Source organism: Parapusillimonas sp. JC17 (assembly GCF_052180245.1).
Classification (GTDB): domain Bacteria; phylum Pseudomonadota; class Gammaproteobacteria; order Burkholderiales; family Burkholderiaceae_B; genus Parapusillimonas.
Genome location: NZ_CP197474.1, coordinates 858,873 through 880,508, shown reverse-complemented (window position 1 = coordinate 880,508; position 21,636 = coordinate 858,873). Strand labels below are relative to the sequence as shown.

Here is a 21,636-nt window from a genome sequence, read left to right as displayed (position 1 = left end):
CTACCAATGAACTGCATACGACTATTCATTCTGCTTATCGTAGCAGTGCTGGCCGGCTGCGCGGCCAATCAGTCCAAGAATCCCTACGCCCACGACAAGAAAGTCTATTCCGCCGCTGAAACCTCGCGCACCATAGATCTTACCCACCCGCCCCGCGACATGTGGGACCGCATTCGCCGCGGCTTCGCCATTCCCAACCTGGAAAGCGAACTGACGCAACAATGGACGGACTACTACGCCTCGCACCCAGAATCGGTCCTGCTCATGAGCCAGCGGGCCGGCAAGTACCTGTATCACATCGTCGATGAACTCGACCGGCGCGGCCTGCCCACCGAATTGGCGCTGCTTCCTTTCGTGGAAAGCGCCTACAACCCCACCGCCCTGTCGCGCGCCCATGCCTCGGGCCTATGGCAATTCGTCCCCGCCACGGGGCGCCAGTACAAACTGACGCAGGACTGGTGGCGCGACCAGCGCCGCGACCCCGTCGCCTCGACCAGCGCCGCGCTGGACTACCTGTCGTATCTGTATGACTTCCAGGGCGATTGGCACTTGGCCCTGGCGTCCTACAACTGGGGCGAAGGCGCGGTCAAGCGCGCACTGGAAAAGAATGCCCAGGCCGGCTTGCCCACCGACTACGTCTCCATCAGGATGCCGGACGAAACGCGCAATTACGTGCCCAAGCTCCAGGCCATCAAGAATATCGTCGCGGATCCAACGCGCTTCGGCATCACCTTGCCGCCGGTCAGCAATACGCCTTACTTCACCACCGTCAAGAAAACGCAGGACATCGACATTGAAGTGGCCGCCAAGCTGGCCGAAATGTCGATGGAGGAATTCACGTCGCTCAATGCCTCGTACAATCGGCCCATCATCCTGGCCGAACACGAGCCCGTGCTGCTGCTGCCGACCAACCGCGTCGACATCTTCAATGCCAACCTCGCGGCCTACAAAGGCAGGCTGGCCTCCTGGAACGTCTATCGCACCAAGAAAGGCGAATCCTACGCGGCCATCGCCAAGAAGCACGGCATCAGCCTGGGGAGACTGATGGCCGCAAATGGCCTGAGCACCAAACAAAAAGTCGCAAGCGCGCAAACGCTGCTGGTGCCGGCCACCGGCACAGCGCCTGCAACAACCGGCGGCATCCAACTGGCGTCCTTCGATCCTTCCGCGTCGGCGCCCGAAGCCACAGCGAAGCGAGCCACCCGCAAAAACAACGACGTGGTCGTCCTGAAACGGCAGGCCAATGTCCGCACCCATACCATCAAGGGAGGAGACACGCTTTTCTCCCTGGCGAAACGCTACAACACAACTGTCACCGAACTGCGCAAGCTCAACAACCTCAAGAACGACAAACTCGCCACCGGCAAGAAGCTGCGCGTTCCGGGCACCGGCATGCGCGGCTGATTCTCATTTTATAATCAAAGGATTTATCTCATGGGTTTCCTGGACGGAAAACGCATACTGATAACCGGCGTCATTTCGAACCGCTCGATCGCCTACGGCATCGCGCGGGCCTGTCGCCATCAAGGCGCGGAACTCGCCTTCACCTACGCGGGCGAGCGCTTCCAAGAGCGTGTCACGGAGTTCGCCGCTGAATTCGGCAGCAACATCGTCATTCCCTGCGATGTGGCCGAAGACGAACAAATCGACAACACCTTCAAGGTGCTGAGCGAGCACTGGGACGGCCTGGACGGCCTGGTCCATTCGATCGGCTTCGCCCCGCGCGAAGCCATTGCGGGCGATCTGCTCGACGGCCTCTCCCGCGAAGCCTTCCGCATCGCGCACGACATCTCCGCCTACAGCTTCCCCGCACTGGCCAAGGCCGCCCTGCCCATGCTGAAGGGCCGCAACAGCTCGGTGCTGACTCTTACCTATCTGGGTGCCGAACGAGTCGTTCCTCATTACAACACCATGGGCCTGGCCAAGGCATCGCTCGAAGCCAGCGTACGCTACCTGGCCTCCGCCCTCGGCTCCGAAGGCATCCGCGCCAACGCGATCTCGGCAGGACCCATCAAGACCTTGGCCGCCAGCGGCATCAAGGATTTCTCCACCATCTTCAAGTATGTGGAGACCCATGCGCCACTGCGCCGCAACGTCACGATCGACGACGTCGGCAACGCGGCCGCCTTCATGCTGTCGGACCTGGCAGCCGGCATCACCGGCGAAGTCACCCATGTGGATGCCGGCTTCTCGACCGTGGTTCCCGGCATGGAATAAGGTCTGAGGGGTCAGACCCTTGGGTCTGACCCCGGCCAGAAAGAGATGAAAGGGTCAGACCCCGCACGGGGTCTGACCCCCATCCCCGAAGCGCTCTCCCTGGGTGCCTTCGCGCCAGGGTGAATATTTCTTCATCACTTGCTCGAACAGCGGGCTGTTCATCCAAGCGTCCAGCCATGCTTGCAGGCATGGCCAGGCCTGAGCTTGAAACCAGGCTTTATCGGTATGCGCGAATTGCCGGATGAAAGGCGCGATCGCCATGTCCGCCAATGAAGGCGAGTTTCCGAAAAGAAAGGGCGAAGCTTGCAGCGATTTGTCGAGTTCCTGCAGCCAAAGCCCAGCTTCATCGCGATGCGCGAGACCCGTGCCGAGCCCAAAACGCTGCGGATATTTATAGCGATCGAGCAGAGGCTTGAATTCGTCGTCGCAACGCTTTATGAGAGCCAGGCCGGCCGGTAAATCGCCCCTGCCGGGCGCAAGCCAGCCGGCGGGGTCGTTCCGGCTCAGCGCCCACAACATGATGTCCAGGCTTTGATCAATGACGCAGCCATCGCTGTCGATCAGTACCGGCACCGTGCCCTTTGGCGACGCCGCCAGCAATGAGGGCGGCTTGTCGCGCAGCACGATTTCGCGCAGTTCGCATGCATGCCCGCTTACGGCAATGGCCAAGCGCGCCCGCATGGCATAGGGACACCGCCTGAAAGAATAAAGGACGGGAAGCGTATTCATGGAAGGCGACCGAGAGGGCTGCGGCCCACGGGCGCCCTAGGCGTCTACGGACGCAGCGGCCTGCGGACGCTCGAGGCGCACACCGATATGGCGCTGCTTGCGCTGACGCGCCAGCTGGACCTGCTTTTGGCGCTCGCGAAAACGCTGCAACTGGTCTGCAGTATGTTTATCGTGGCAATGCGGGCAACTGACGCCTTCCTCGTAATGCTCCGAAGCCTTGTCCTCGGCGCCGAGAGGCAGCCGGCATGCGCGGCAAAACTCGTAATCGCCGGGCTCCAGGCCGTGGCCCACGGACACCCGCTCGTCGAAGACGAAGCATTGCCCGTCCCACAGGCTGTCTTCGGCCTCGATGGTTTCCAGATACTTGAGTATGCCGCCCTCGAGATGATAGACATTCTCGAAGCCTTGCGAACGAAGATAAGCGGTCGACTTCTCGCAGCGGATTCCACCGGTACAGAACATGGCGACCTTGGCGTTCCTGTTCAGGATGCCGCCTTCGGCCGAATGCTCCCGCACCCATTCTGGAAATTCGGTGAAGCTGGACGTATGCGGATTGATGGCGCGCTTGAAAGTGCCGATGGAGACTTCGTAATCATTGCGGCAGTCCACCACGATGACGTCCGGATCGGCAATGAGCTCGTTCCATTCATCGGGCTTCACATAAGTGCCCGCCATGGTGCGCGCATGCACGTTGGGAACGCCCATGGTGACGATTTCGCGTTTCAGCTTCACCTTCATGCGGTAGAACGGCATGTGCTCGGACCACGATTCCTTGTGCTCCAGCGCGGCGAGGCGCGGGTCTTGGCGCAAATGATCGAGCACCGCCCGGATCCCGGCTTCGGGACCGGCAATCGTGCCGTTGACGCCCTCTTCCGCAAGCAGCAGCGTGCCTTTCACGCCCTGCGACTCGCAGAAATCGAAAAGAGGCTGCTGCAACTCGCGAAAGTCGGGGAGCTCCACGAATTTATATAGTGCTGCAATAAGAAAGTTGGCCATGACGCGGAATGAAAATGATCGGTATGCTGAGGACGCCATTTTACCGCCAACACAGCGACGGCGTTTCCAGTATGATGAAGAACCCTCATGCAGCAAGGAAACGCATATGCCCCGGATACTGATCCTACCGGCCATCCTGGCGCTTGCAGGGCTGGGCGCCTGCGCCAGCGGCACAGGCAGCAACACAGCCCGGACGATCGCCTCGTCCAGCGCGCCGGCCATCACCGAAACCGCCGATGCGCAGGTCTGCAACGACGACCTCGCCCAGTCCGCCATAGGCAAAAAGGCCGACGAGGCGCTCATCGAAGAATACCGGCAGCGCAGCCAATCCAAGTTCGCCCGGATGCTCAGGCCGCGCAGCGTCATGACCATGGAATACAACCCTCAGCGCCTGAACCTGCGTGTCGATGACAACGATATCGTCATGAGCGTCAACTGCGGCTGATCCCCACGACGTATGGACTCACTCACCCAGGCCGTGCTTGGCGCCGGAATCCAGGGCGCCATGCTGGGCCGCTTCCAGGGCCGAAAGGCACTGCTGGCTGGCGCAGCGCTGGCAACCCTGCCCGACCTGGATGTCTTGATCGACTACGGAGACCCCGTCTCCGGCATGATCAATCACCGTGGATTTTCTCATTCCCTGTTCGTGCTGACGCTCCTGGCGGCCGTGCTGGCGTGGGGCATGCGCCGATGGCGCCCATCGCCCCTGTACAGTGGTCGCCGACTGTTCCTGACGATATGGCTGGTGCTGATCACGCATCCCTTGCTCGATGCCTTCACCAGCTACGGCACCCAGCTGTGGTGGCCGCTGACCCCGACGCCCACCGCGTGGGCCAGCCTGTTCATCATTGATCCCTTCTTTACCGTGCCGCTGCTACTGGTCGTGGCGGTCGGCCTCGTGGTGGGAAACCGCTGGCGCATGCAACCCGCCTTCTGCTGGGCGCTGGCCTGGTGCGCGGCGTATATTGCCCTGTCTGTCGGCGCCAAGACCATCGTCGAGGCCCGTGTAAGGCAGCATCTTGAACAGCAGGGCCACACCGTCGTGGCGATGTTCTCCACGCCCCAGCCTTTCAACATCGTGTTGTGGCGCGTCCTGGCCCGTACAGACGGCGATCATTACATAGAGACCATCGTCAGTCTGCTGGATCGCACACCGGGCGAAAGCCTTGAGGCGCCACTGAACAGCGGGCTGGCCGAGGCCGTTGGCCCTGCTCCCCAGCTCAGCGGGCTGCGCTGGTTCACCGACAATTGGCTGCGCTACGACGCGGTGGGCAACCAGCTGGTGGTCAGCGATCTGCGCATGGGCATCGGCACAGGTTATTACAGTTTTCGCTTCCTGGTCGCCCGCCGCAACGGCGAAGGCGCTCCATGGACCGCCGTTACTCCGGCGTATTGGCACCGCGAACGCGGCCTGGACGAACTTCCCGCCGTCATGTGGCGGGCTCTGCGGCCCGACCCTCCCCTTCCCCTTCATGAGTGGGAAACCCTGATGACGCTTCAGCGCGGTATGACGGCACGTTAATTGCACTCCATCGGGCAGCCGGCGGTCGTCCTGCCGCCGCATATCCGACAATGGAGAGTCGCAATGAACAAATCCCGTATCCCGGTCGCCCAAAAAGACGTTCTGTCGCTGCTTCTCGACGACCATAAACGAGCGAAACAGCTTTTCAAGGATTTCGAGTCCGCAAAGGACTCCGCCACGAAAGAGGAAATTGCGCACACCGTCTGTACGGAGCTGCAAATCCATACCGAACTGGAGGAGCAGCATTTCTATCCTTTCCTTCGGCAGCAGGATCCAGAAACCTTCGGCGATCTTCTGGACGAAGCCAAAGTCGAGCATGCCAGCGCCAAATCGCTGATCAAGCAGATTCTGGCGATGAAACCCGACGACGATTTGTACGATGCCACCGTCACCGTCCTTGGCGAGTACGTGTCGCACCACGTCAAGGAAGAGGAAGAAGAGCTCTTTCCCCAGGTCATTTCCAAAAAGATCGAGTTGCGAGAGTTGCTGGATCCCATGATGGCACTCAAGGAACAGATGCAGGAAAGGCTCCAACCCGCCACGGTATGAGTCGATGCCCCGCCTTGCGGGCACATAACTTGCAATGACGGCTCACTCGGCCTCTGCCGCATTTCTTTAGGGAGATCTACAATGCGAAGAATCGCGATCGTCAGCGAGCATGCGTCGCCGTTGGCGCAATTGGGAGGAATAGACAGCGGAGGCCAGAACGTCTATGTTGCCAATGTGGCAAGGCAGCTCTCGCGTCAGGGGTATTGCGTAGACGTCTTCACCCGGCTGGACAATCCCTATCTCCCGAGTGAAATGGACTGGGACGACAATGTCCGCATCATCCATGTGCCTGCCGGGCCGGCGCGCCACCTGCCCAAAGAATCCCTGCTTCCCTATATGGAAGATTTCAGCGCCTATCTGCTTGAATACATACGAGAAAACTCCCCTCAGTATGACGTCATCCATGCCAATTTCTTCATGTCCGCCATGGCGGCCTTGCCCGTTGCGCGGCACACCGGCACTCCTCTTGCCGTGACCTTCCATGCCTTGGGCAAAGTCCGGCGCCTGCACCAGGCTTCGGCCGATCTCTTCCCCGACAGCCGTTTCAGCATCGAAGAGGACATCGTCCGCAATGCGGACTGCATCATAGCGGAGTGTCCGCAGGACCGACAGGATCTCATCGCGCTCTATGACGCCGATCCCGCCCGCATACGCATGGTTCCCTGCGGCTACGATCCGGAGGAATTGCAACCGCTGGATGCGCAGCATGCGCGCCGATTGCTGGGCTGGGACGACAGCGTCTTTCATATTCTGCAGCTGGGGCGCATGGTGCCCCGCAAGGGCGTGGACAACGTCATACGCGCGCTGAGCCGCCTGAGGCATACACACAACGTTGACGCGCGCCTTTGCGTGGTTGGTGGCCGGACGGGAAATGGCGTCGAAGGCGATACCCCCGAGCTGGACCGGCTGGCGGACATCGCGCTGAAGGAAAAAGTTGCTGACTATGTTGAATTTACCGGCAGCCGCAGCCGCAATGTGCTCAGCCGCTACTACAGCGCCGCCGACGTATTCGTGACCACCCCCTGGTACGAGCCATTCGGCATTACACCCATCGAAGCAATGGCGTGCAGCCGGCCGGTCATAGGCTCGGATACCGGCGGCATACGCTATACGGTCGTGCATGGCCGCACCGGTTTTCTGGTGCCGCCAAAAGATCCGGATGTGCTGGCCGAGCGCCTTGCCACCGTTGCACAGGACCGCACGTTGGCCATCAAGATGGGACTTGCGGGTGCCCGCCGCGCGCGGGAACTGTTCACTTGGCGCCGCGTGGCGATGCAGCTCGCCGACGTCTTCGAGGATCTCGGTCAGGATGCAGCCCGAAACTGGAGCAGGCCGTCCATGGAAAGCCTGCATCTGGCTTCCTGAACAACCTTAACTCACCCACTTCCGTGCGTTCCGAAACCTCTTTGAAAATGTCGGTCGTCGTACCGACTTATCAGCGGCCCGACCTGCTTGAGCGCTGTCTTGATGCGTTGGGCCGGCAGACATTGCCGCATGATGCTTATGAGATCATCGTATGCGACGATGGGCCGAGCGAAGCTGCCAGGCGCGTCGCTGAACAGGCGTTCGCCGGAAGGCCCTTCGCGCCGCTAATTCGATATCTCGAGGTCCGCAATTCGCAAGGTCCGGCGGGCGCTCGCAACATGGGGTGGCGGTCGGCTCGGGCGCCCATCATTGCGTTCACCGACGATGACACGGTTCCCGACCCGGCGTGGCTGGAGGCCGGCCTGGCCGCGATGACGCCCGACGTGCATGCCGTCACCGGTCGCATCGTCATGCCTTTGCCGCCGGCGCCGTCGGACATCGAGCGCGATGCGGCGCGACTGTCGGATGCCGAGTTCGTGACGGCCAACTGCTTCATCCGGAAAGACACGCTCGACGAGGTGGGTGGATTCGATGAAAGATTCCGCATCGCCTGGCGCGAGGATTCGGACCTGCATTTCAATTTGCTTGAACGGGGTTGCACGATCGTCTCGGCGGACGACGCCCTCGTCGTCCATCCGTTGCGTCCGACCTCGTTTGGCGCCGGCATCGGGATGCAGAAGAAAATCGTCTATGACGTGCTGTTGTACTGCAAGCATCCGCGTCTGTATCGGGAACGCATACGACGCCGGCCGCCATGGTTCTATCTGCTGGTGATGCTGCTTCTGCTGGGAAGCGTAGTGTGCCTGGCCATTGGCCGCCTGGACTGGGCCACGATTTCCTTATCTGGATGGGCCATGGCAACGCTGGCGTTTTTTGCCTGGCGCCTGGCGCACAGTGCGGCGACCTTCCGCAATGCCTTCGAATTGTTGCTGACCTCGGTCTGCATTCCGCCTTTATCGATTTTCTGGCGGGTGATCGGCATACGGCGCTACGGAGCGAAGTTTCCATGACGGACGACAAGACCATGAACCAGCAAAATGCGCAGCGCAAGGTGCTGATCACCGGCGGCGCGGGCTTTCTCGGCGCCCATCTATGCAGGCGCATGCTGAACGAGGGCCATCAGGTGATATGCCTGGACAATTACTTCACGGGTTCGCCGGACAATGTTGCCGACCTTGCCGCGCGCAACGGCTTTACATTGGTGAAGCATGACATCGTAGCGCCGCTGCCGGCCGGCCTGGATCCTACGCATATCTACAATCTTGCCTGCCCTGCCTCGCCCGTGCACTATCAAAGAGACCCGGTCCAGACCTTGCGCACCTGCGTCATGGGCGGTTTCCATCTTCTGGAGCTGGCGCGGCAATGCAATGCGCGCATACTGCAAGCATCGACCAGCGAAGTATATGGCAACCCCAAAGTCCATCCGCAACATGAAAGCTATCATGGCTACGTCAATCCCGTCGGACTCAGGTCGTGCTACGACGAAGGCAAGCGCTGCGCTGAAACCCTGTTCGCGGATTACAGCCGCATGCATGGGGTGCAGGTGAAAATCGCCCGCATTTTCAATACTTACGGGCCGGGCATGTCGGCGGATGACGGACGCGTGATCTCGAACCTGATCACGCAGGCGCTCAGCGGAAGGCCGCTCACGATTTATGGCGACGGCAACCAGACCCGCTCGTTTTGCTATGTGGACGATTTGATCGAAGGCTTGGTTCGTCTCATGGACAGCGTCGACACGTTCATGGGTCCGGTCAACCTGGGCAATACCAGCGAGATTGCCGTCATTGAGGTGGCACAGCGCATACTGGAGCTTACCGGGCAGGATCAAGAGCTGCAATTCGTTCCGCTGCCTCCAGATGACCCCGCCGTACGATGCCCCGACACCACCATCGCAAGATCCCACATGGACTGGTCGCCGACCGTGCCGCTGGAAGAAGGCCTCCAGCGCACGATCGCCTATTTCTCCGCGCTCGCCGATCAAGGGCGAGCGCATTGCGCTACTTTGCGCTAGAGACCTTTCTTTCCAGGTCTTCCGCCATGCCCAGGTGCTTTTTTAGCCGTGGCAGCGTCTTGACCGCAAACGCCTTGAGTTCAGCATCCTGTAAGCTGGCACTGCCGCCTTCGAACAGGCTTACCGCTTCCTTGTGCGCGGCGACGCCGATTTCTTTCGCGTACAAACGATCGAACTCCGCGCCTTCGACCTCGCTCAATGCCTGAAGCTTTTCCTTCTGCATGTCGGACGGGAACAAAGGCGGCGCGACGCCCTTCTTCTTGGATATGGTCTCGAGCTCGAGGTTGGCGTCCGTATGATCCTTGATCATCGACTGCGCAAAAGACTTCACTTCTTCGCTTTCCGATTTTTCTTCCGCGAGCTTGCTGGCTTCCACTTCCAGGTGCCCGGCTTCGGCTGCACGCTTGATGAAGTTCTTGTCTTCGTCGTTCACGGCGCTCTGGTTCTGTTTGGCCTCGGGGGGAGTTTCGGCGGCCGGTGAGGCCGGTTTGGGCTGCGCCAGCGCTGTGCCGGCCGCCATCGCCATGCTTGCCAGCAAAGCGGTGAAATGCAAAGGAAACGGCTTCATGGTTGCTCTCCTGTATTGAGAACACATTCCAGCAATGTCTGTTCCTGCGAAGGGCTTCCTGCCGATTTTGGTTGCATAATTACAACAAAAATGATACAATGTCAAATTGCCTTGCGCACTTGCTGCCAAGCGACGGAATCGCCTTTTGCACCCGCCCGCGGATTCTGACAAACACCCATACCTTTGCAATGGCACACCGGCCACCAGCCGGCGTGCCTGGGAGCAATGCGCCCTTCTTGTTTCAACTTCTTCTCAAAAGGAAATGAATGATCCAACGTGCTCTGATATCGTGGCTCTCGTGGCCGATGCTTTTTTGCATCGCCTCGTTGATGATGTATTTTTTTCAAGCATCCTTCCAGGATAAGGTGTCTGCTGCGGACGCCGAAATAATCAAGCACGTTATCAGTGCGGCTATCGTTTATTCCGTGGCATGGATGCTGTCGCGCATCGTGAGCATGGCACTGACCCGCAAAGGAAAGGGGAAGCGCAAGACACCCCGGCTGTTGGGCGAACTGCTCAGGGCGGGCTTGTTCACCATTGCCACGATCATTGCGGTGGGCTTGGTTCTGGGGCAGTCCCCCGGCGGAATACTGGCCAGTTCAGGCCTTATCATCGCAATCCTTGGTTTTGCGATTCGCAATGTGCTCGCCGACGTACTGTCCGGCATCGCCATCGGGCTCGAGGCGCCATACAGAATCGGCGACTGGGTCGAATTCGATGTGGGCACGAGCGGGCGAGTCATCGAGATCGGCTGGCGGACGACGCGCATCCTGACCACCAATGGCACCTACATGATTCTGCCCAACAGCCACATCTCGCGCCAGATGCTGACAAACTACAGCGCACCGCGCAAGCACTACCAGGCTTGCCTGCGCATCATCCTGAGCCATGAAGTCCCGATCGGCAAAGCCAAGGAAGTCCTGCTGGCCGCGGCTCATGCCGCTTCGGAGCCGATGCTTGCGTCGGGCTCGCAGAAGCCGATGGTGCATGCCAGCCAGTTCGGCATCGACGGGATTGCCTACACCATACAGTATTGGGTGCCCAGTTTTGCCGACGATGTCGATTGCCGAGATGCAATGCTTGCCGCAATCGACCATGCCATACGCAAAGAGCGCCTGTCGGTGCCTGTCAGGCCGGCCAAAGCCATATCCGACAAACTCGAGCTCGCCGGCGACTACGGCATGGCCTGAGCGGTTCGGCCGCGCTGCCGGTATCATATCGTTCCAATTCCGCAAGTTCAGGAGCTGAGCAATGAACGAATCGCAATGGCCGGAAGCTCCCGGCTCGACACGCAGCGTGGTCATCGGCGGCGGCACCATGGGTGCCGACGTAGCCGTGGTGCTGCTGCGCGCATCGAGCCCGACGGTGGTCGTGGAGCCCAACGAATCCCTGCACTCGGGCATCAGGGAGAAGATAGCGGGTAATCTCGATGCCATCGGCAAGGCTGCAAACATCGGCATGCTGACGATTGCTTCTTCGATCGACGGCATGGACTGGCCTGATATCGGCCTGGTGATCGAATGCGTACCCGAATCGCTGGACATCAAGCGCAAACTGTTTCGCGAGCTGTCTGAAAAGGCGCCCGCCCATACCGTGCTTGCCAGCAACAGCTCGAGCTTCCCCATCAGCCAGATCGCACAAGGGCTGGAAACCCGCGCACGCATGGTCGGCCTGCATTTCTTCATGCCCGCCCACATCGTACCCTTGGTCGAAGTCGTGCAGGGTCCCGACACGGACAAGGCCTTGGCGGAGGCCCTGGCAACCTTCATGCGCCGCTGCGGATCCGTCCCGATATTGGTCCGCAAGGATATCCCGGGATTCATCGGCAACCGGCTGCAGCATGCTCTGGCCCGTGAAGCATTCGCACTGATTCAAGCAGGCGTCGCGACACCCGAAGACATCGACGCGGCCGTACGCTTCGGCTTTGGCTTTCGCTATCTTGCCGCCGGCCCGGTATTGCAAAAGGAACACGCCGGCCTGGACGTGCATGCCGCAGCGGCGGCGACGATCTATCCCTCATTGTCCAATGCGCAGGAACCCGCCGCCGTACTCGCCGACAAGCCCAGGCAAGGCAAACTCGGCATGAAAACCGGCCAAGGTTTCTATGGGTGGGACCCGGAAAGCATCGAGGCGGAAAAACAGCGCTACGAACGTGCGCTGCAGGGCGCGCTGAAAGTACTGGCGAAGGAACTTCCGTCCATCGAACCTTAGATGGGGTCAGACCCCGTACGGGGTCTGACCCCTCAATCCAAGTCATGGGGTCAGACCCCATGCGGGGTCTGACCCCTCGATTCAAGTCACGGGGTCGGACCCTGTACGGGGTCCGACCCCAAACTCAGCGCCATTCGTCCCGATACACAAACTTGGGCATCTGCCAGTTATAGCGTAGGGCAAGCATCCGCATTGCCAGCCCTATCGTCATCGCAACCAGCATGGATATATCGGAATGCAGCGCCATCGCCTGGGCACCGATGAAAAGAACGCCGGTTACGACCGATACGCTTGCGTAGAGCTCCTTGCGGAATAGAAGCGGAATGTCGTTGCACAAGACGTCGCGCAGCACCCCCCCCGCACAACCGGTGATCATGCCGCTGATCAGCACGACGGTGATGGGCAACTGCATTTCCAGGCCGATCTGGCAGCCAATGACTGTGAAGACGACCAGGCCCAAAGCGTCGAGCAGAAGGAACAAGCTGCGCAGGCGCCGCATCACCGGGGCGATCAGGGCCGTGAGCATGGCCGCTCCGGCTGTGATCCAGAGATATTCGGGATGCTGTACCCAAGTCAAGGGATAATGCCCCAACAGAACGTCTCTGACGGAGCCACCGCCCAATGCAGTGACACAGGCAATGATGCATACCCCTATCCAGTCCATGTCGCGCCGTCCGGCCGCCAGCGCAGCCGTCATGGCCTCCGCCGTTATCGCCACTAAATAAAGCGCAAGTAACACCATTACGTTGTCCAGTCTCGCCGTGGTTTATGGGATGGTGAGCGTGCTCGACCTTAACAGGGCGCCGGAAGCCGCGGTCTCCTGCGGAAAGTCCCCGTGCTTTATGGCATTCCTACCCGCACGCTTGGCCAGATACAAAGCGTCGTCCGCCGCCGCCATCAATTTGGTGAGTGTTGCGGAAAGGTCTCGAGTGGTCGCGATGCCGATGCTGCATGTGTAGTGCGGCAGGAACGGATTGCTGCGGGCGGCAACCGAGGTCCGGATCGCGCCGGCCAGCTCGATCGCATCGGCATCTGACAGATCCACTCCAATGACGAACTCCTCGCCGCCAAGCCTGGCGAAGGTCGCATTCGGGCCGATCGCCTTTTCTATCTTGCGGCAGAAGTCTATGAGCACCGTGTCGCCCATGGCGTGGCCATGCCGGTCGTTGATGGACTTGAAATGGTCCAGATCAATGATGAATACCGAGAAAGGCCGTCGTGCTTCGACCGACCGCCGAAGCTCTTTTTCGCAGATCTCGCTAAAGACGCGCCGATTGAGCACGCCCGTCAGCGAATCACGAGTCGCATGCCAAGCGAGCGCGGCATTCAATCGCTGCGTCGCCACCATGACATATCCGACAGCCAACAGCAAAGACACCACCGTATAGGTGATGAAATACACGATTTGTATGATGTCGGCAGAAAAAAACTCGCCTGAAGAAAAGCCGGGCAAGGCAGCCGTGACGCCCCGGACAGCGATCACGATGATCTGCATCGAAAGGATGGCCGCCAGAAAGGCGGAACTGAAGTGCCTGAAGCCGTATCGGACGATCAACACCAACTGGCCGCCGTACAGATACAGCAGGCTTGCCGTCATGACGCCCAACCGGAAGTGGTAGCTTGGCACGACCAGCGTGCCCCAGACGATACCGGCCGACCCCAGGGCAACGACACCGGCAATGAGCCGCTTCGTTTCCGGCCATTCGTAAAACTGCTGAGTGCCCCACAGCCAAAGCGCAACGCCTGCCAGCAAGCCGATATTGGCGACGATAATGGACAGCCAGTCGGGAAAGACTCCACGGCCGCCGAAGCAGATTCCCGATACGCCAACCGCAAACGACCCCCAGGCCCAGCGAGTCACGCCGCGTATGTCGGGCGGCATGTCCCGGCTGACCGAGAACAATATGCCCGACAGGACGATCGACATGGCCGCAGGGATCATCACCACGGTCAAGGAGTCCAGCATCACTGCGGGACCCCATGAATGTTTTGGCTTGATTGGGCGAAAATGGGGCACCTCTCTTTCGATACAACAATTGTATCGATTTCTGTCTTACATGCCCTGATTTTCAATTCCTGGGGTCAGACCCCGTATGGGGTCTGACCCCCTTTGCGTGCCCGGATCCCGGTTCCCTGGGGTCAGACCCCATACGGGGTCTGACCCCTCTTGCATGCCCGGATCACAGTTCCCTGGGGTCAGACCCCGTACGGGGTCTGACCCCGCCCCAAATCAGTCTACGTGCTCCACAGTGTTGCTCAGACGTCCGATCCGCTGGATGGTTACGCTGACGGGGCCTCCCATCAAGCTGAGATCGGCGTTCTGGACGGCCCTTCCCGGCTTGCCTCCGGAGGCGAGCGCCGTGCCCATGGACACAACGTCGCCTGGCAGCAAGGTCATGTAGCTGGACACGAACTCCAGCACCTGGGGCACTTTGTGGAACAGATTGATTGTATTGTCGCTGGCAAACCGCTCGTCGCGGACATGGCATTCAATGTCCAGCGCGTGCGGATCCGGAATCTCGTCCTTCGTCACGATCCAGGGGCCGAGCGGCGAAAAGGTGTCGGAGCCTTTGTAGCGTCCGCTGTAAGACACATGGCTGTCGACATACCGGATTCCCTCGCCCTCCGCTGCCGGATGGATGGCCCGGTAGTGGAAGGAATCCTCTCCGCGCATGGTCGGCGATGTCAGGTCGTTATGAACCGTGTAGCCGAAAACATGGTCGTAAGCATCCGCCGCCGCAATATCGCGCGCCAGTTTGCCGATCACCAGTGCCAACTCCGGCTCAGGGTGGACGCGGCCATACTGTTTTTTCAGACGTATGGCGCCTCCGTGGCCAAGCAGGGCCGTCGAGGGCTTGGTGAACAGTGCCGGATGCGACGGCCCGGAAATGATCCGGTCGGCGTTGGCGCTGTTGTTGAGCGCAAGGCAGCAGATCTTGGAGGGCCGCTGCACCGAAGGCAGGACGCTGACGGAGTCCAGGCGGCGACGCTCCGCGCCCTGCAAGTTGCGCTCCAGTTCGGACAACTGCGCCCAGACCGCCGGGCCGGCCTCGATGATGGAATGAATGTCGGTCAATTGCTCCAGCGCCAGTGCGCCGCGTGTGGCGCGCGCCTGCTCGAGTCCGACGAACTCATCATCGGAAACCATGAAGCCCACGCGGGCGATGTCGGGACTTTCTGGCAATGAATAGCTAACGAGTTTCAAAATTTTGCTCCAGGCCGGCATGCGGCACAAAGGTTTCGTGCGGTGAATGTGAGGCCGGCACGTTGACGCCAGCTTAACGAGCCATCTTCCAAGTTGGTATCTTTGCGGCGCATCGTTCCACGTCACGGAATCAGCCCTGGCCGCGCCTGGAAATCTCTTCCAGAATCTCGGCCCGCGCGCCCGTCAGCACGGCAAGGCACTCTCCTACGCTCTTGTCGTTGATCAGGGCGGCAAACGTGGTGAGTCCCAATACGCCGAGGATTTCATCGCCGAGCAGCAGCGGAATCGCCACCGTGGCGCTGGAACCCGGCTTGGACGATTTTCGCAGCGCATAGCCACGCTGCCTGGTCAATGCGATCGCCTGGCCGACTCGCCGCTCCAGCCCGGCCTCCTCCACCGAATCCGCTTTCCGGGTGGCCAGCAGCTGCACCAAGCGTTCCCGCTCCGGCTCGGGACAATACGCCAGATAGGCCTGCCCCATGGCCGACTCCATCAAGTCATGCACATGCCCCAAGGTGGTGTGCTCGGAGCCTATGGGGCTGTACGGCATGCTGCTGTATCGGACCATGATGCGGCCGCCGTGCAAAGTTCCGATCGCCAAGGGAAGGCCCGTCTCACGCGTGGTCCTGAGCAGCACTGCGGCCCCTACTTCGACCACCAGGTCATGCTCGGTGTATCCGTCGCAAAGAGTGCGTACCTTTTCCGTCAGCGAATACACCCCCTTGACGACATCGTTCTTGACGTAGCCTTCGCTCTTCAACGTCATCAACAGGCGATGCACCGTCGACTTCGGAAGACCGGTTGCCTGGTGCAACCGGCTCAATGAGCTTTGCGGTTGCTGATTGAGCGCCCGCAGCAAATCGAGCGCCCTGACGACGGGATTGATCGCCTTGGTCATTGAGTTCCCCTGATTGCCGCTGTTCGCCGGCCACCGCCTATTTTCCCATATCAATTCCGTAATACGGAACGAATGATCAGAAAGGAAGTGAACGGCACAGGCCCCACCTATACTGGCCGACATCGAAGAAGGAGACCCATCCCATGAAGATACGCCGAGTTTTCACCCAAGCCTTTTCCCGAGCGATGCTGGCGGCATCGGCTCTGGCGTTGGCGACAACCGCCGCCGCGCAGCCGAACGCAGTACAAGCCTATCCGGACAAGCCGATACGTGCGATTTCCCCGTTTGCGGCCGGTGGCACCACGGACATTCTTGCCCGCCTGATCGGCAAAGAGTTTTTCCCGGCCTCCGGTCAGGCAATGGTCGTGGAAAACATATCCGGAGCAGGCGGCACCATCGGCGCCGCCACCGTAGCGCGCGCCGCGCCCGACGGCTACACGCTGGAAATCGGCGGGATATCCACTCATGCGATGGCCGGGTCGCTATACAAGAAACTGCCTTTCGACCCGGTGGCGTCATTCGAACCGGTGTCCATGCTTGCCTGGGCGACCACGGCCATCGCCGTGAACGCTCAACAGCCTTTTCAGACTCTTTCGGAATTGGTCGAATTCGCCAAGGCCAATCCGGGACAATTGGCCTATTCGTCAGGCGGCGTCGGCAGCATCAATCACCTGACGATGGCGGCCTTTGCCAAGGCGGCCGGAATCGAGCTGCTTCATGTGCCCTACCGAGGCGGCGGCCCTGCCACGACCGCGGTCATGCAAGGAGAAGTCCAGGTGTTCGCAGGCGGCACATCGTTGCTTTTGCCTCAGGTCGAAGCCGGAACCGTGCGCCTGCTTGCCGTCACAGGACCGGAACGCAGCAAGTTGCTGCCGAATATTCCGGCCGCCAATGAAACGGTAAAAGGCTTTCAGGCAACGAACTGGTACGGCGTGCTTGCCCCCAAAGGCCTGGACCCGGCTCTCAAGGAAAAGATCTGGACGGAATTGGACCGGATTATGAAGATGCCCGAAATCGCCGAGAAAATGGCAGGCATGGGATTGGAGTATCCCGGCCTGAGCTCCGAGCAATTCAAAGCCGCGCTGCATGAAGACCAGCGGCGCTGGGGCGCCACGATCCAGGAACTGGGCATCAGCTCTGACTAGACAACCGTCCCCGGCCCGATGGGCCAGATCCCATAAGAGAACTGGCCCATCTTCCGCCCTGCTCCGCAAGGAGCAGGGCTCCCAACCCAGCGATTTTGGAACCGGCTTCCATGTCGAGCTTGGCCCACTGCGTTGACTAACACTAATATCAGCATTGATGATACATAAGATAAATATATATTATTTTATTTGATTGAAAGCCTCATCTATACTGCGGCGAAGTCATGGACATGACCCACATCCTGTTATTTCGTTCGCAAGCAGGCAAAGAAGATGACCACTGCATTGAGGATTGCGCAAGGCCGGTTCGGTCGACTGGCCTTACTCGACATGGATACGCCTTTGGCTCCTCACGCGCATTCCCAATGCCATGTGATTTTCAAAGCCAGTGGCGCCGACTCCGCCTTCTATGTCAGCGAAGAGAGGTTGCCGGTGACCGACAGGACCGCCATCCTCGTCAATGCCTGGGAACCACACTACTTCTTTAGTGAACCGGATTTTCCACGTACGGTCTATCTGGCAATGTACATTGAGCCAAGCTGGATGTCATCGTTACACAGTCCTTTGCACGTAGCGTCTCATCCGCGCTTTTTTCCACGCCCCTGCGTGGAGATTTCGCCACGTATCCGGCGCATGGTAGATGATTTGATCGGGGAACTGCTTTCGCTCGTACCCATGTCCCAGGATAGACTCGAATCGGATCTTTTCAACCTTATGGTGGCTGTCAGTGAAGATTTTTCCGCCTGGCGGCGCAAAGACGCATTGATTCTTCCCGATGGGTGGCACATGCAGGACGCACGTATCCATAAAGCCATCGCCTACATCCAAGAAAACCTTGGCAAACCCCTGGACGTCGCTCAGATCGCCTCATCCGTCCATCTCTCCCGGGCTCAATTTTTCCTGCGTTTCAAACGCAGCACCGGAATGACGCCCAATGTGTTTGTCAACATGCTCAGGGCGGAAACTGCCTGCAAGCGACTGGCGCAATCGGATGGACACGGAAGTGTGGGTCAACTTGCCGGTGAGCTCGGATTTTCTGATCAAGGTCACTTCACTCGTTTCATTCGCGGACATATCGGCGTGACGCCAAGCGAATACCGGCGAGTAGTCCAAGTTTACGGTCCAGCCTAGCCGCCGGTTTGGCGTATCTCCATCCAAATAACAAATCGCCGCTTTGGCATGGCTTCACAGCATGAGATGATGCAAGTCAAGACGCTATGGCAAAAAGTCGGAGCCCCAGCCAATGTGCTGGCCACGTCTCGCCCCTAATATGGAATCGCGCAAATCTGGCGGGCTACCCCGCCTCAACTTTACTCAACAAGGGGACAAAAGAATGTCATTCAAAAGAGTGGTGACGGCCCTCGCCGTCGCAATCGGTATCGCCTCGAGCGCCGCCTCCGCGGCAAAGGAACTGCGCCTGGGACTGATCGTGCCAGGCACACACGATTGGTCTCAGGCCGCGGTGGCCATGGGCAAGGATCTTGAGAAAAAATCGGATGGGAAATACACAGTCACCGTGTTTCCCGCCGGCCAGCTCGGCAACGAAGCGCAAATGCTGCAACAACTGCAGACGGGGGCGCTCGATATGGCCTTCATGACAGTCGCGGAAATCACGAATCGCGTACCAGACTTCGGAGCACTCTTCGCCCCCTATCTCGTACGCGATGTGCGTGAGTCGGGCTTGCTGTTGAATGGACCTACCGCCCAGAAGATGCTGGGACGCCTCCCGCGAGAGATCGGTGCGGTTGGCGTCGGGTACGGCGGCGCCTCCATGCGTCTGATGCTCAACGCCTTTCCAACGAACAACGTGGGCGACATCAAGGGACGGAAGATGCGCATCACGCCCTTTCCGCCAGTGCGTGATTTCTACCAATTACTGGGTGCGGCTTCGACGCCCATGCCCGTGACCGATGTCTATGACTCACTCGCCAATGGACAAGTGGACGGTGTCGACGCCGATATGGAGCTGGTATGGCGCATGAAATTTTATGAGCGCGGCAAGACTCTGCTGTACTCCAGCCATATGATGTTTCCGGTCATAGGATTGGTGTCTGGTCGCGTCTGGCAACAATTGCCTCCCGCAGATCGGGAGCTGATCTCCAGCACGGCAAAACAGCATCTGAACGGACTCTTCGACAGCTATATGCAAGTCGAGAAGGAAATGCTGAAGAACATTCAAGGCACGAACGTAAACGTCAAGGTTGCAGGGCCAGAGTTTTTTGGCGACACGCTGGAAAAATGGGAAGAGATCTGGCTCAAACGCACGCCGGTGCTGGCGGATCTGCGCAAGGAGTCGGCTGCGCTAAGGAAGTAAGCGCCTTCCGGCACTGCCTACCATACGTCAACCTTGAAAGCCCATACTACGATCATGCTACGAATTCTCGCCAATCTAAGCAGTTGCATCGCCCGCATCGAAGGTGTCGTGATCCGCATCATCGCGATCGCGCTGCCGCTGATGATACTTACAAACGCCGCCGGACGGGCTGTACGCAGCCCGATCTACTGGATGGACGAGCTGGCCATCCTGACGATGGTGTGGATGGCCATGATCGGTATGTCGCTTACCCTCAAGACCCGAGACTCGGTTTCAGTCACCATGCTCGTCGATATGGTGCCCGCATCATTGATGAAGACCATGAGGATTGTGACCGATGTCTTGGTATTGGCGTTTGGCGTCATTCTGTTTGCGTTGAGCTATCAATGGTTTGATCCCGTGGCGCTCATCCGGGTCAACTTCGACACACACCTCTTTTCGGGGGATACCTTCAATTTTATCTATGAAGATACGACCAATACATTAGGCATCAAGAAATTCTGGTTCTGGCTGGTCATCCCCTGGGTTTCGTTCACCATCATTATTCACGGGCTGTCCAATCTGATACAGACTCTCCGCACACCCGCATCGTCCTTGAGCTCAATATCCACCGTCACCGCGGAGTAAATGATGATCCCACTAAGTTTTGGCGTTTTATTGGCGTTGGGCCTGCCCATCACCCTGGTGTTGGCAATGACCGCCCTTCTCTATATCTACATCAGCGGCAATACGGTTCTCTATCTTTCGTTTCCGCAACAGTTTTTTTCTGCCATTGAAAACTATGGGCTGCTTGCCATTCCCTTGTTCATGTTTGTCGGCGAGTTGATGAACGAAGGCGGCATTACCCGCCGTCTCGTCGCCCTGGCATCTGTGTTCATCGGCCACGTACGTGGCGGACTGGCCTACATCAATATTCTGGCCAACATGTTTCTGGCGTCCATCGTCGGATCGGCCAATGCGCAAGTGGCCGTCATGTCGCAAGTAATGGTTCCGGAAATGGAGCGCCAAGGATATCAGCGCGGCTTCGCAACCGCCACAACCTGCGCGGGCGCATTGCTGGCGCCGGTGATTCCGCCATCCATGCTATTTGTGATTTTCGGCGTGCTGGCACAGATATCCATTGGTGACATGTTCATTGCCGGCATCATCCCCGGCCTGCTGATGGCGGCGGGATTCATCATCATCATCGCACTGCTCGGTTGGCGCTACAACTACCCTCCCGGCGTCAGATTGAGCAGGCGGCAGAAACTACAGAACATCGTTACCGCAATTCCATCGATGTTGGTCCCGACCGTCATGATCGGAGGGATCCTGGGCGGGCTGACGACGCCGACCGAAGCCGCTGCGCTCGGCGCTCTGGCCGCCGTGCTGGTCGGAAAACTCGCGCACAATGAAATACGGTTCGAGCGTTTCGGCGGCATGCTCATGCGTGTAGGCATCAACACCGGAGTCGTCCTTTCCCTGGTCGCCGCCGCCGGTGTGTTTGGCTGGGTAATCGTCTTCGAGAAAGTGCCGCAACAGCTGGCCATGCTGCTGCAGAGCGTCACCGCCGACCCCTTCGTGTTCATGCTGCTGGTCACTGCCCTCTTGCTTGCGGTTGGCACCGTACTTGACGGCATCGCGGCACTGATCCTGCTGGTACCCATCCTTCTACCTGTCGCGACTCAGGTATATGGTATCGACCCATACCACTTCGGTGTCATCATGTGCATCAACTTGACGCTGGGCCTGCTCACGCCGCCGGTCGGCGCGGCCTTATACGTGGCGGCGCGCGTGACCGGAGCGAAACCCGCGGAGATTATCTGGCCGCTGTTGCCCTTCCTGGCGATTACAACGGCTCTGCTCGTGCTGCTCTCCTGGCAGCCCTTCCTAGTGACGGCACTGATTGGACGGTGAAGGCACG

The 21,636-nt window shown here is 59.4% G+C and carries 22 protein-coding genes; 15 read left to right on the top strand and 7 right to left on the bottom strand.

The features are described 5' to 3' along the window. Positions 1-6: 6 nt before the first annotated feature. A complete protein-coding gene (locus ACSBPU_RS04215) occupies positions 7-1,404 on the top strand; it encodes a LysM peptidoglycan-binding domain-containing protein (protein WP_442595873.1) in 1,398 nt (465 codons plus the stop codon). A gap of 30 nt (positions 1,405-1,434) precedes the next feature. Beyond that, positions 1,435-2,217 carry an enoyl-ACP reductase FabI gene (gene fabI / locus ACSBPU_RS04210; RefSeq protein WP_442595871.1) on the top strand — a complete coding sequence of 261 codons (783 nt, stop codon included), beginning with the start codon at positions 1,435-1,437 and terminating at the stop codon, positions 2,215-2,217. Positions 2,218-2,271: 54 nt separating this feature from the next. On the opposite strand, the gene ACSBPU_RS04205 is transcribed toward fabI, so the two are convergent. Together ACSBPU_RS04205 and trhO are read right to left on the bottom strand one after the other, a co-directional pair. Continuing rightward, positions 2,272-2,946: a glutathione S-transferase gene (locus tag ACSBPU_RS04205; RefSeq protein ID WP_442595869.1), complete on the bottom strand. Its 675-nt coding sequence runs from the start codon at positions 2,944-2,946 to the stop codon at positions 2,272-2,274. Between the two features lie 36 nt (positions 2,947-2,982). Continuing rightward, positions 2,983-3,942, bottom strand: a complete 960-nt coding sequence (gene trhO / locus ACSBPU_RS04200) for an oxygen-dependent tRNA uridine(34) hydroxylase TrhO (protein WP_442598542.1) — start codon at positions 3,940-3,942, stop codon at positions 2,983-2,985. Between the two features lie 106 nt (positions 3,943-4,048). On the opposite strand from trhO, the gene ACSBPU_RS04195 reads away from it, so the two are divergent. The 6 genes from ACSBPU_RS04195 to ACSBPU_RS04170 all read left to right on the top strand — a co-directional run bounded on the left by ACSBPU_RS04195 (position 4,049) and on the right by ACSBPU_RS04170 (position 9,392). Beyond that, a complete protein-coding gene (locus ACSBPU_RS04195) occupies positions 4,049-4,387 on the top strand; it encodes an I78 family peptidase inhibitor (RefSeq protein ID WP_442595867.1) in 339 nt (112 codons plus the stop codon). A gap of 12 nt (positions 4,388-4,399) precedes the next feature. Next, positions 4,400-5,464 carry a metal-dependent hydrolase gene (locus ACSBPU_RS04190; protein WP_442595865.1) on the top strand — a complete coding sequence of 355 codons (1,065 nt, stop codon included), beginning with the start codon at positions 4,400-4,402 and terminating at the stop codon, positions 5,462-5,464. A 63-nt stretch (positions 5,465-5,527) separates the two neighbouring features. Then, a complete protein-coding gene (locus tag ACSBPU_RS04185; protein ID WP_442595863.1) occupies positions 5,528-6,013 on the top strand; it encodes a hemerythrin domain-containing protein in 486 nt (161 codons plus the stop codon). Between the two features lie 81 nt (positions 6,014-6,094). Beyond that, complete coding sequence (locus tag ACSBPU_RS04180; protein ID WP_442595861.1) at positions 6,095-7,378, top strand: glycosyltransferase family 4 protein; 1,284 nt, start codon at positions 6,095-6,097, stop codon at positions 7,376-7,378. Positions 7,379-7,425: 47 nt separating this feature from the next. Further along, positions 7,426-8,388, top strand: coding sequence for a glycosyltransferase family 2 protein (locus tag ACSBPU_RS04175; protein WP_442595859.1), 963 nt, complete (start codon positions 7,426-7,428; stop codon positions 8,386-8,388). After that, a complete protein-coding gene (locus ACSBPU_RS04170; protein ID WP_442595857.1) occupies positions 8,385-9,392 on the top strand; it encodes a UDP-glucuronic acid decarboxylase family protein in 1,008 nt (335 codons plus the stop codon). The genes ACSBPU_RS04175 and ACSBPU_RS04170 overlap by 4 nt, the downstream gene beginning before the upstream one ends. Here the strand turns inward: ACSBPU_RS04170 and ACSBPU_RS04165 are convergent. After that, the gene (locus ACSBPU_RS04165; protein ID WP_442595855.1) at positions 9,379-9,960 is read right to left on the bottom strand and encodes a DUF4142 domain-containing protein; all 582 of its coding nucleotides are present in this window, start codon (positions 9,958-9,960) and stop codon (positions 9,379-9,381) included. The two genes, ACSBPU_RS04170 and ACSBPU_RS04165, sit on opposite strands and share 14 nt — an antisense overlap. A gap of 266 nt (positions 9,961-10,226) precedes the next feature. On the opposite strand from ACSBPU_RS04165, the gene ACSBPU_RS04160 reads away from it, so the two are divergent. Both ACSBPU_RS04160 and ACSBPU_RS04155 read left to right on the top strand, forming a co-directional pair. Then, positions 10,227-11,150, top strand: a complete 924-nt coding sequence (locus tag ACSBPU_RS04160) for a mechanosensitive ion channel family protein (protein WP_442595853.1) — start codon at positions 10,227-10,229, stop codon at positions 11,148-11,150. A 61-nt stretch (positions 11,151-11,211) separates the two neighbouring features. Next, on the top strand, positions 11,212-12,171 hold the full coding sequence (locus tag ACSBPU_RS04155; protein WP_442595851.1) for a 3-hydroxyacyl-CoA dehydrogenase family protein: 960 nt from the start codon (positions 11,212-11,214) through the stop codon (positions 12,169-12,171). Between the two features lie 124 nt (positions 12,172-12,295). Here the strand turns inward: ACSBPU_RS04155 and ACSBPU_RS04150 are convergent, their stop codons facing one another. The 4 genes from ACSBPU_RS04150 to ACSBPU_RS04135 form a co-directional block, all read right to left on the bottom strand. Then, positions 12,296-12,913 (bottom strand): trimeric intracellular cation channel family protein, encoded by a 618-nt coding sequence (locus tag ACSBPU_RS04150; RefSeq protein WP_442595849.1) that lies wholly within the window; start codon positions 12,911-12,913, stop codon positions 12,296-12,298. 24 nt (positions 12,914-12,937) lie between these two features. Continuing rightward, positions 12,938-14,137 carry a GGDEF domain-containing protein gene (locus ACSBPU_RS04145; RefSeq protein ID WP_442595847.1) on the bottom strand — a complete coding sequence of 400 codons (1,200 nt, stop codon included), beginning with the start codon at positions 14,135-14,137 and terminating at the stop codon, positions 12,938-12,940. Positions 14,138-14,401: 264 nt separating this feature from the next. Then, positions 14,402-15,376 carry a fumarylacetoacetate hydrolase family protein gene (locus ACSBPU_RS04140; RefSeq protein WP_442595845.1) on the bottom strand — a complete coding sequence of 325 codons (975 nt, stop codon included), beginning with the start codon at positions 15,374-15,376 and terminating at the stop codon, positions 14,402-14,404. 130 nt (positions 15,377-15,506) lie between these two features. Next, positions 15,507-16,274 (bottom strand): helix-turn-helix domain-containing protein, encoded by a 768-nt coding sequence (locus ACSBPU_RS04135; RefSeq protein WP_442595843.1) that lies wholly within the window; start codon positions 16,272-16,274, stop codon positions 15,507-15,509. A 143-nt stretch (positions 16,275-16,417) separates the two neighbouring features. On the opposite strand from ACSBPU_RS04135, the gene ACSBPU_RS04130 reads away from it, so the two are divergent. The 5 genes from ACSBPU_RS04130 (at position 16,418) to ACSBPU_RS04110 (ending at position 21,629) form a co-directional block, all read left to right on the top strand. Beyond that, positions 16,418-17,419 (top strand): Bug family tripartite tricarboxylate transporter substrate binding protein, encoded by a 1,002-nt coding sequence (locus tag ACSBPU_RS04130; RefSeq protein WP_442595841.1) that lies wholly within the window; start codon positions 16,418-16,420, stop codon positions 17,417-17,419. 273 nt (positions 17,420-17,692) lie between these two features. Further along, the gene (locus ACSBPU_RS04125; RefSeq protein ID WP_442595839.1) at positions 17,693-18,550 is read left to right on the top strand and encodes a helix-turn-helix domain-containing protein; all 858 of its coding nucleotides are present in this window, start codon (positions 17,693-17,695) and stop codon (positions 18,548-18,550) included. Between the two features lie 202 nt (positions 18,551-18,752). Beyond that, positions 18,753-19,733, top strand: coding sequence for a TRAP transporter substrate-binding protein (locus ACSBPU_RS04120; RefSeq protein WP_442595837.1), 981 nt, complete (start codon positions 18,753-18,755; stop codon positions 19,731-19,733). 108 nt (positions 19,734-19,841) lie between these two features. Next, the gene (locus ACSBPU_RS04115; protein ID WP_442595835.1) at positions 19,842-20,360 is read left to right on the top strand and encodes a TRAP transporter small permease; all 519 of its coding nucleotides are present in this window, start codon (positions 19,842-19,844) and stop codon (positions 20,358-20,360) included. Then, the gene (locus tag ACSBPU_RS04110) at positions 20,361-21,629 is read left to right on the top strand and encodes a TRAP transporter large permease (RefSeq protein ID WP_442595833.1); all 1,269 of its coding nucleotides are present in this window, start codon (positions 20,361-20,363) and stop codon (positions 21,627-21,629) included. The last annotated feature ends 7 nt before the right edge of the window (positions 21,630-21,636 follow it).

Coding starts and splice junctions, on each gene's coding strand:
- ACSBPU_RS04215 (WP_442595873.1), top strand. CDS start 7: ATGAACTGCATACGACTATTCATTCTGCTTATCGTAGCAGTGCTGGCC.
- fabI (WP_442595871.1), top strand. CDS start 1,435: ATGGGTTTCCTGGACGGAAAACGCATACTGATAACCGGCGTCATTTCG.
- ACSBPU_RS04205 (WP_442595869.1), bottom strand. CDS start 2,946: ATGAATACGCTTCCCGTCCTTTATTCTTTCAGGCGGTGTCCCTATGCC.
- trhO (WP_442598542.1), bottom strand. CDS start 3,942: ATGGCCAACTTTCTTATTGCAGCACTATATAAATTCGTGGAGCTCCCC.
- ACSBPU_RS04195 (WP_442595867.1), top strand. CDS start 4,049: ATGCCCCGGATACTGATCCTACCGGCCATCCTGGCGCTTGCAGGGCTG.
- ACSBPU_RS04190 (WP_442595865.1), top strand. CDS start 4,400: ATGGACTCACTCACCCAGGCCGTGCTTGGCGCCGGAATCCAGGGCGCC.
- ACSBPU_RS04185 (WP_442595863.1), top strand. CDS start 5,528: ATGAACAAATCCCGTATCCCGGTCGCCCAAAAAGACGTTCTGTCGCTG.
- ACSBPU_RS04180 (WP_442595861.1), top strand. CDS start 6,095: ATGCGAAGAATCGCGATCGTCAGCGAGCATGCGTCGCCGTTGGCGCAA.
- ACSBPU_RS04175 (WP_442595859.1), top strand. CDS start 7,426: ATGTCGGTCGTCGTACCGACTTATCAGCGGCCCGACCTGCTTGAGCGC.
- ACSBPU_RS04170 (WP_442595857.1), top strand. CDS start 8,385: ATGACGGACGACAAGACCATGAACCAGCAAAATGCGCAGCGCAAGGTG.
- ACSBPU_RS04165 (WP_442595855.1), bottom strand. CDS start 9,960: ATGAAGCCGTTTCCTTTGCATTTCACCGCTTTGCTGGCAAGCATGGCG.
- ACSBPU_RS04160 (WP_442595853.1), top strand. CDS start 10,227: ATGATCCAACGTGCTCTGATATCGTGGCTCTCGTGGCCGATGCTTTTT.
- ACSBPU_RS04155 (WP_442595851.1), top strand. CDS start 11,212: ATGAACGAATCGCAATGGCCGGAAGCTCCCGGCTCGACACGCAGCGTG.
- ACSBPU_RS04150 (WP_442595849.1), bottom strand. CDS start 12,913: ATGGTGTTACTTGCGCTTTATTTAGTGGCGATAACGGCGGAGGCCATG.
- ACSBPU_RS04145 (WP_442595847.1), bottom strand. CDS start 14,137: ATGCTGGACTCCTTGACCGTGGTGATGATCCCTGCGGCCATGTCGATC.
- ACSBPU_RS04135 (WP_442595843.1), bottom strand. CDS start 16,274: ATGACCAAGGCGATCAATCCCGTCGTCAGGGCGCTCGATTTGCTGCGG.
- ACSBPU_RS04130 (WP_442595841.1), top strand. CDS start 16,418: ATGAAGATACGCCGAGTTTTCACCCAAGCCTTTTCCCGAGCGATGCTG.
- ACSBPU_RS04125 (WP_442595839.1), top strand. CDS start 17,693: ATGACCACTGCATTGAGGATTGCGCAAGGCCGGTTCGGTCGACTGGCC.
- ACSBPU_RS04120 (WP_442595837.1), top strand. CDS start 18,753: ATGTCATTCAAAAGAGTGGTGACGGCCCTCGCCGTCGCAATCGGTATC.
- ACSBPU_RS04110 (WP_442595833.1), top strand. CDS start 20,361: ATGATGATCCCACTAAGTTTTGGCGTTTTATTGGCGTTGGGCCTGCCC.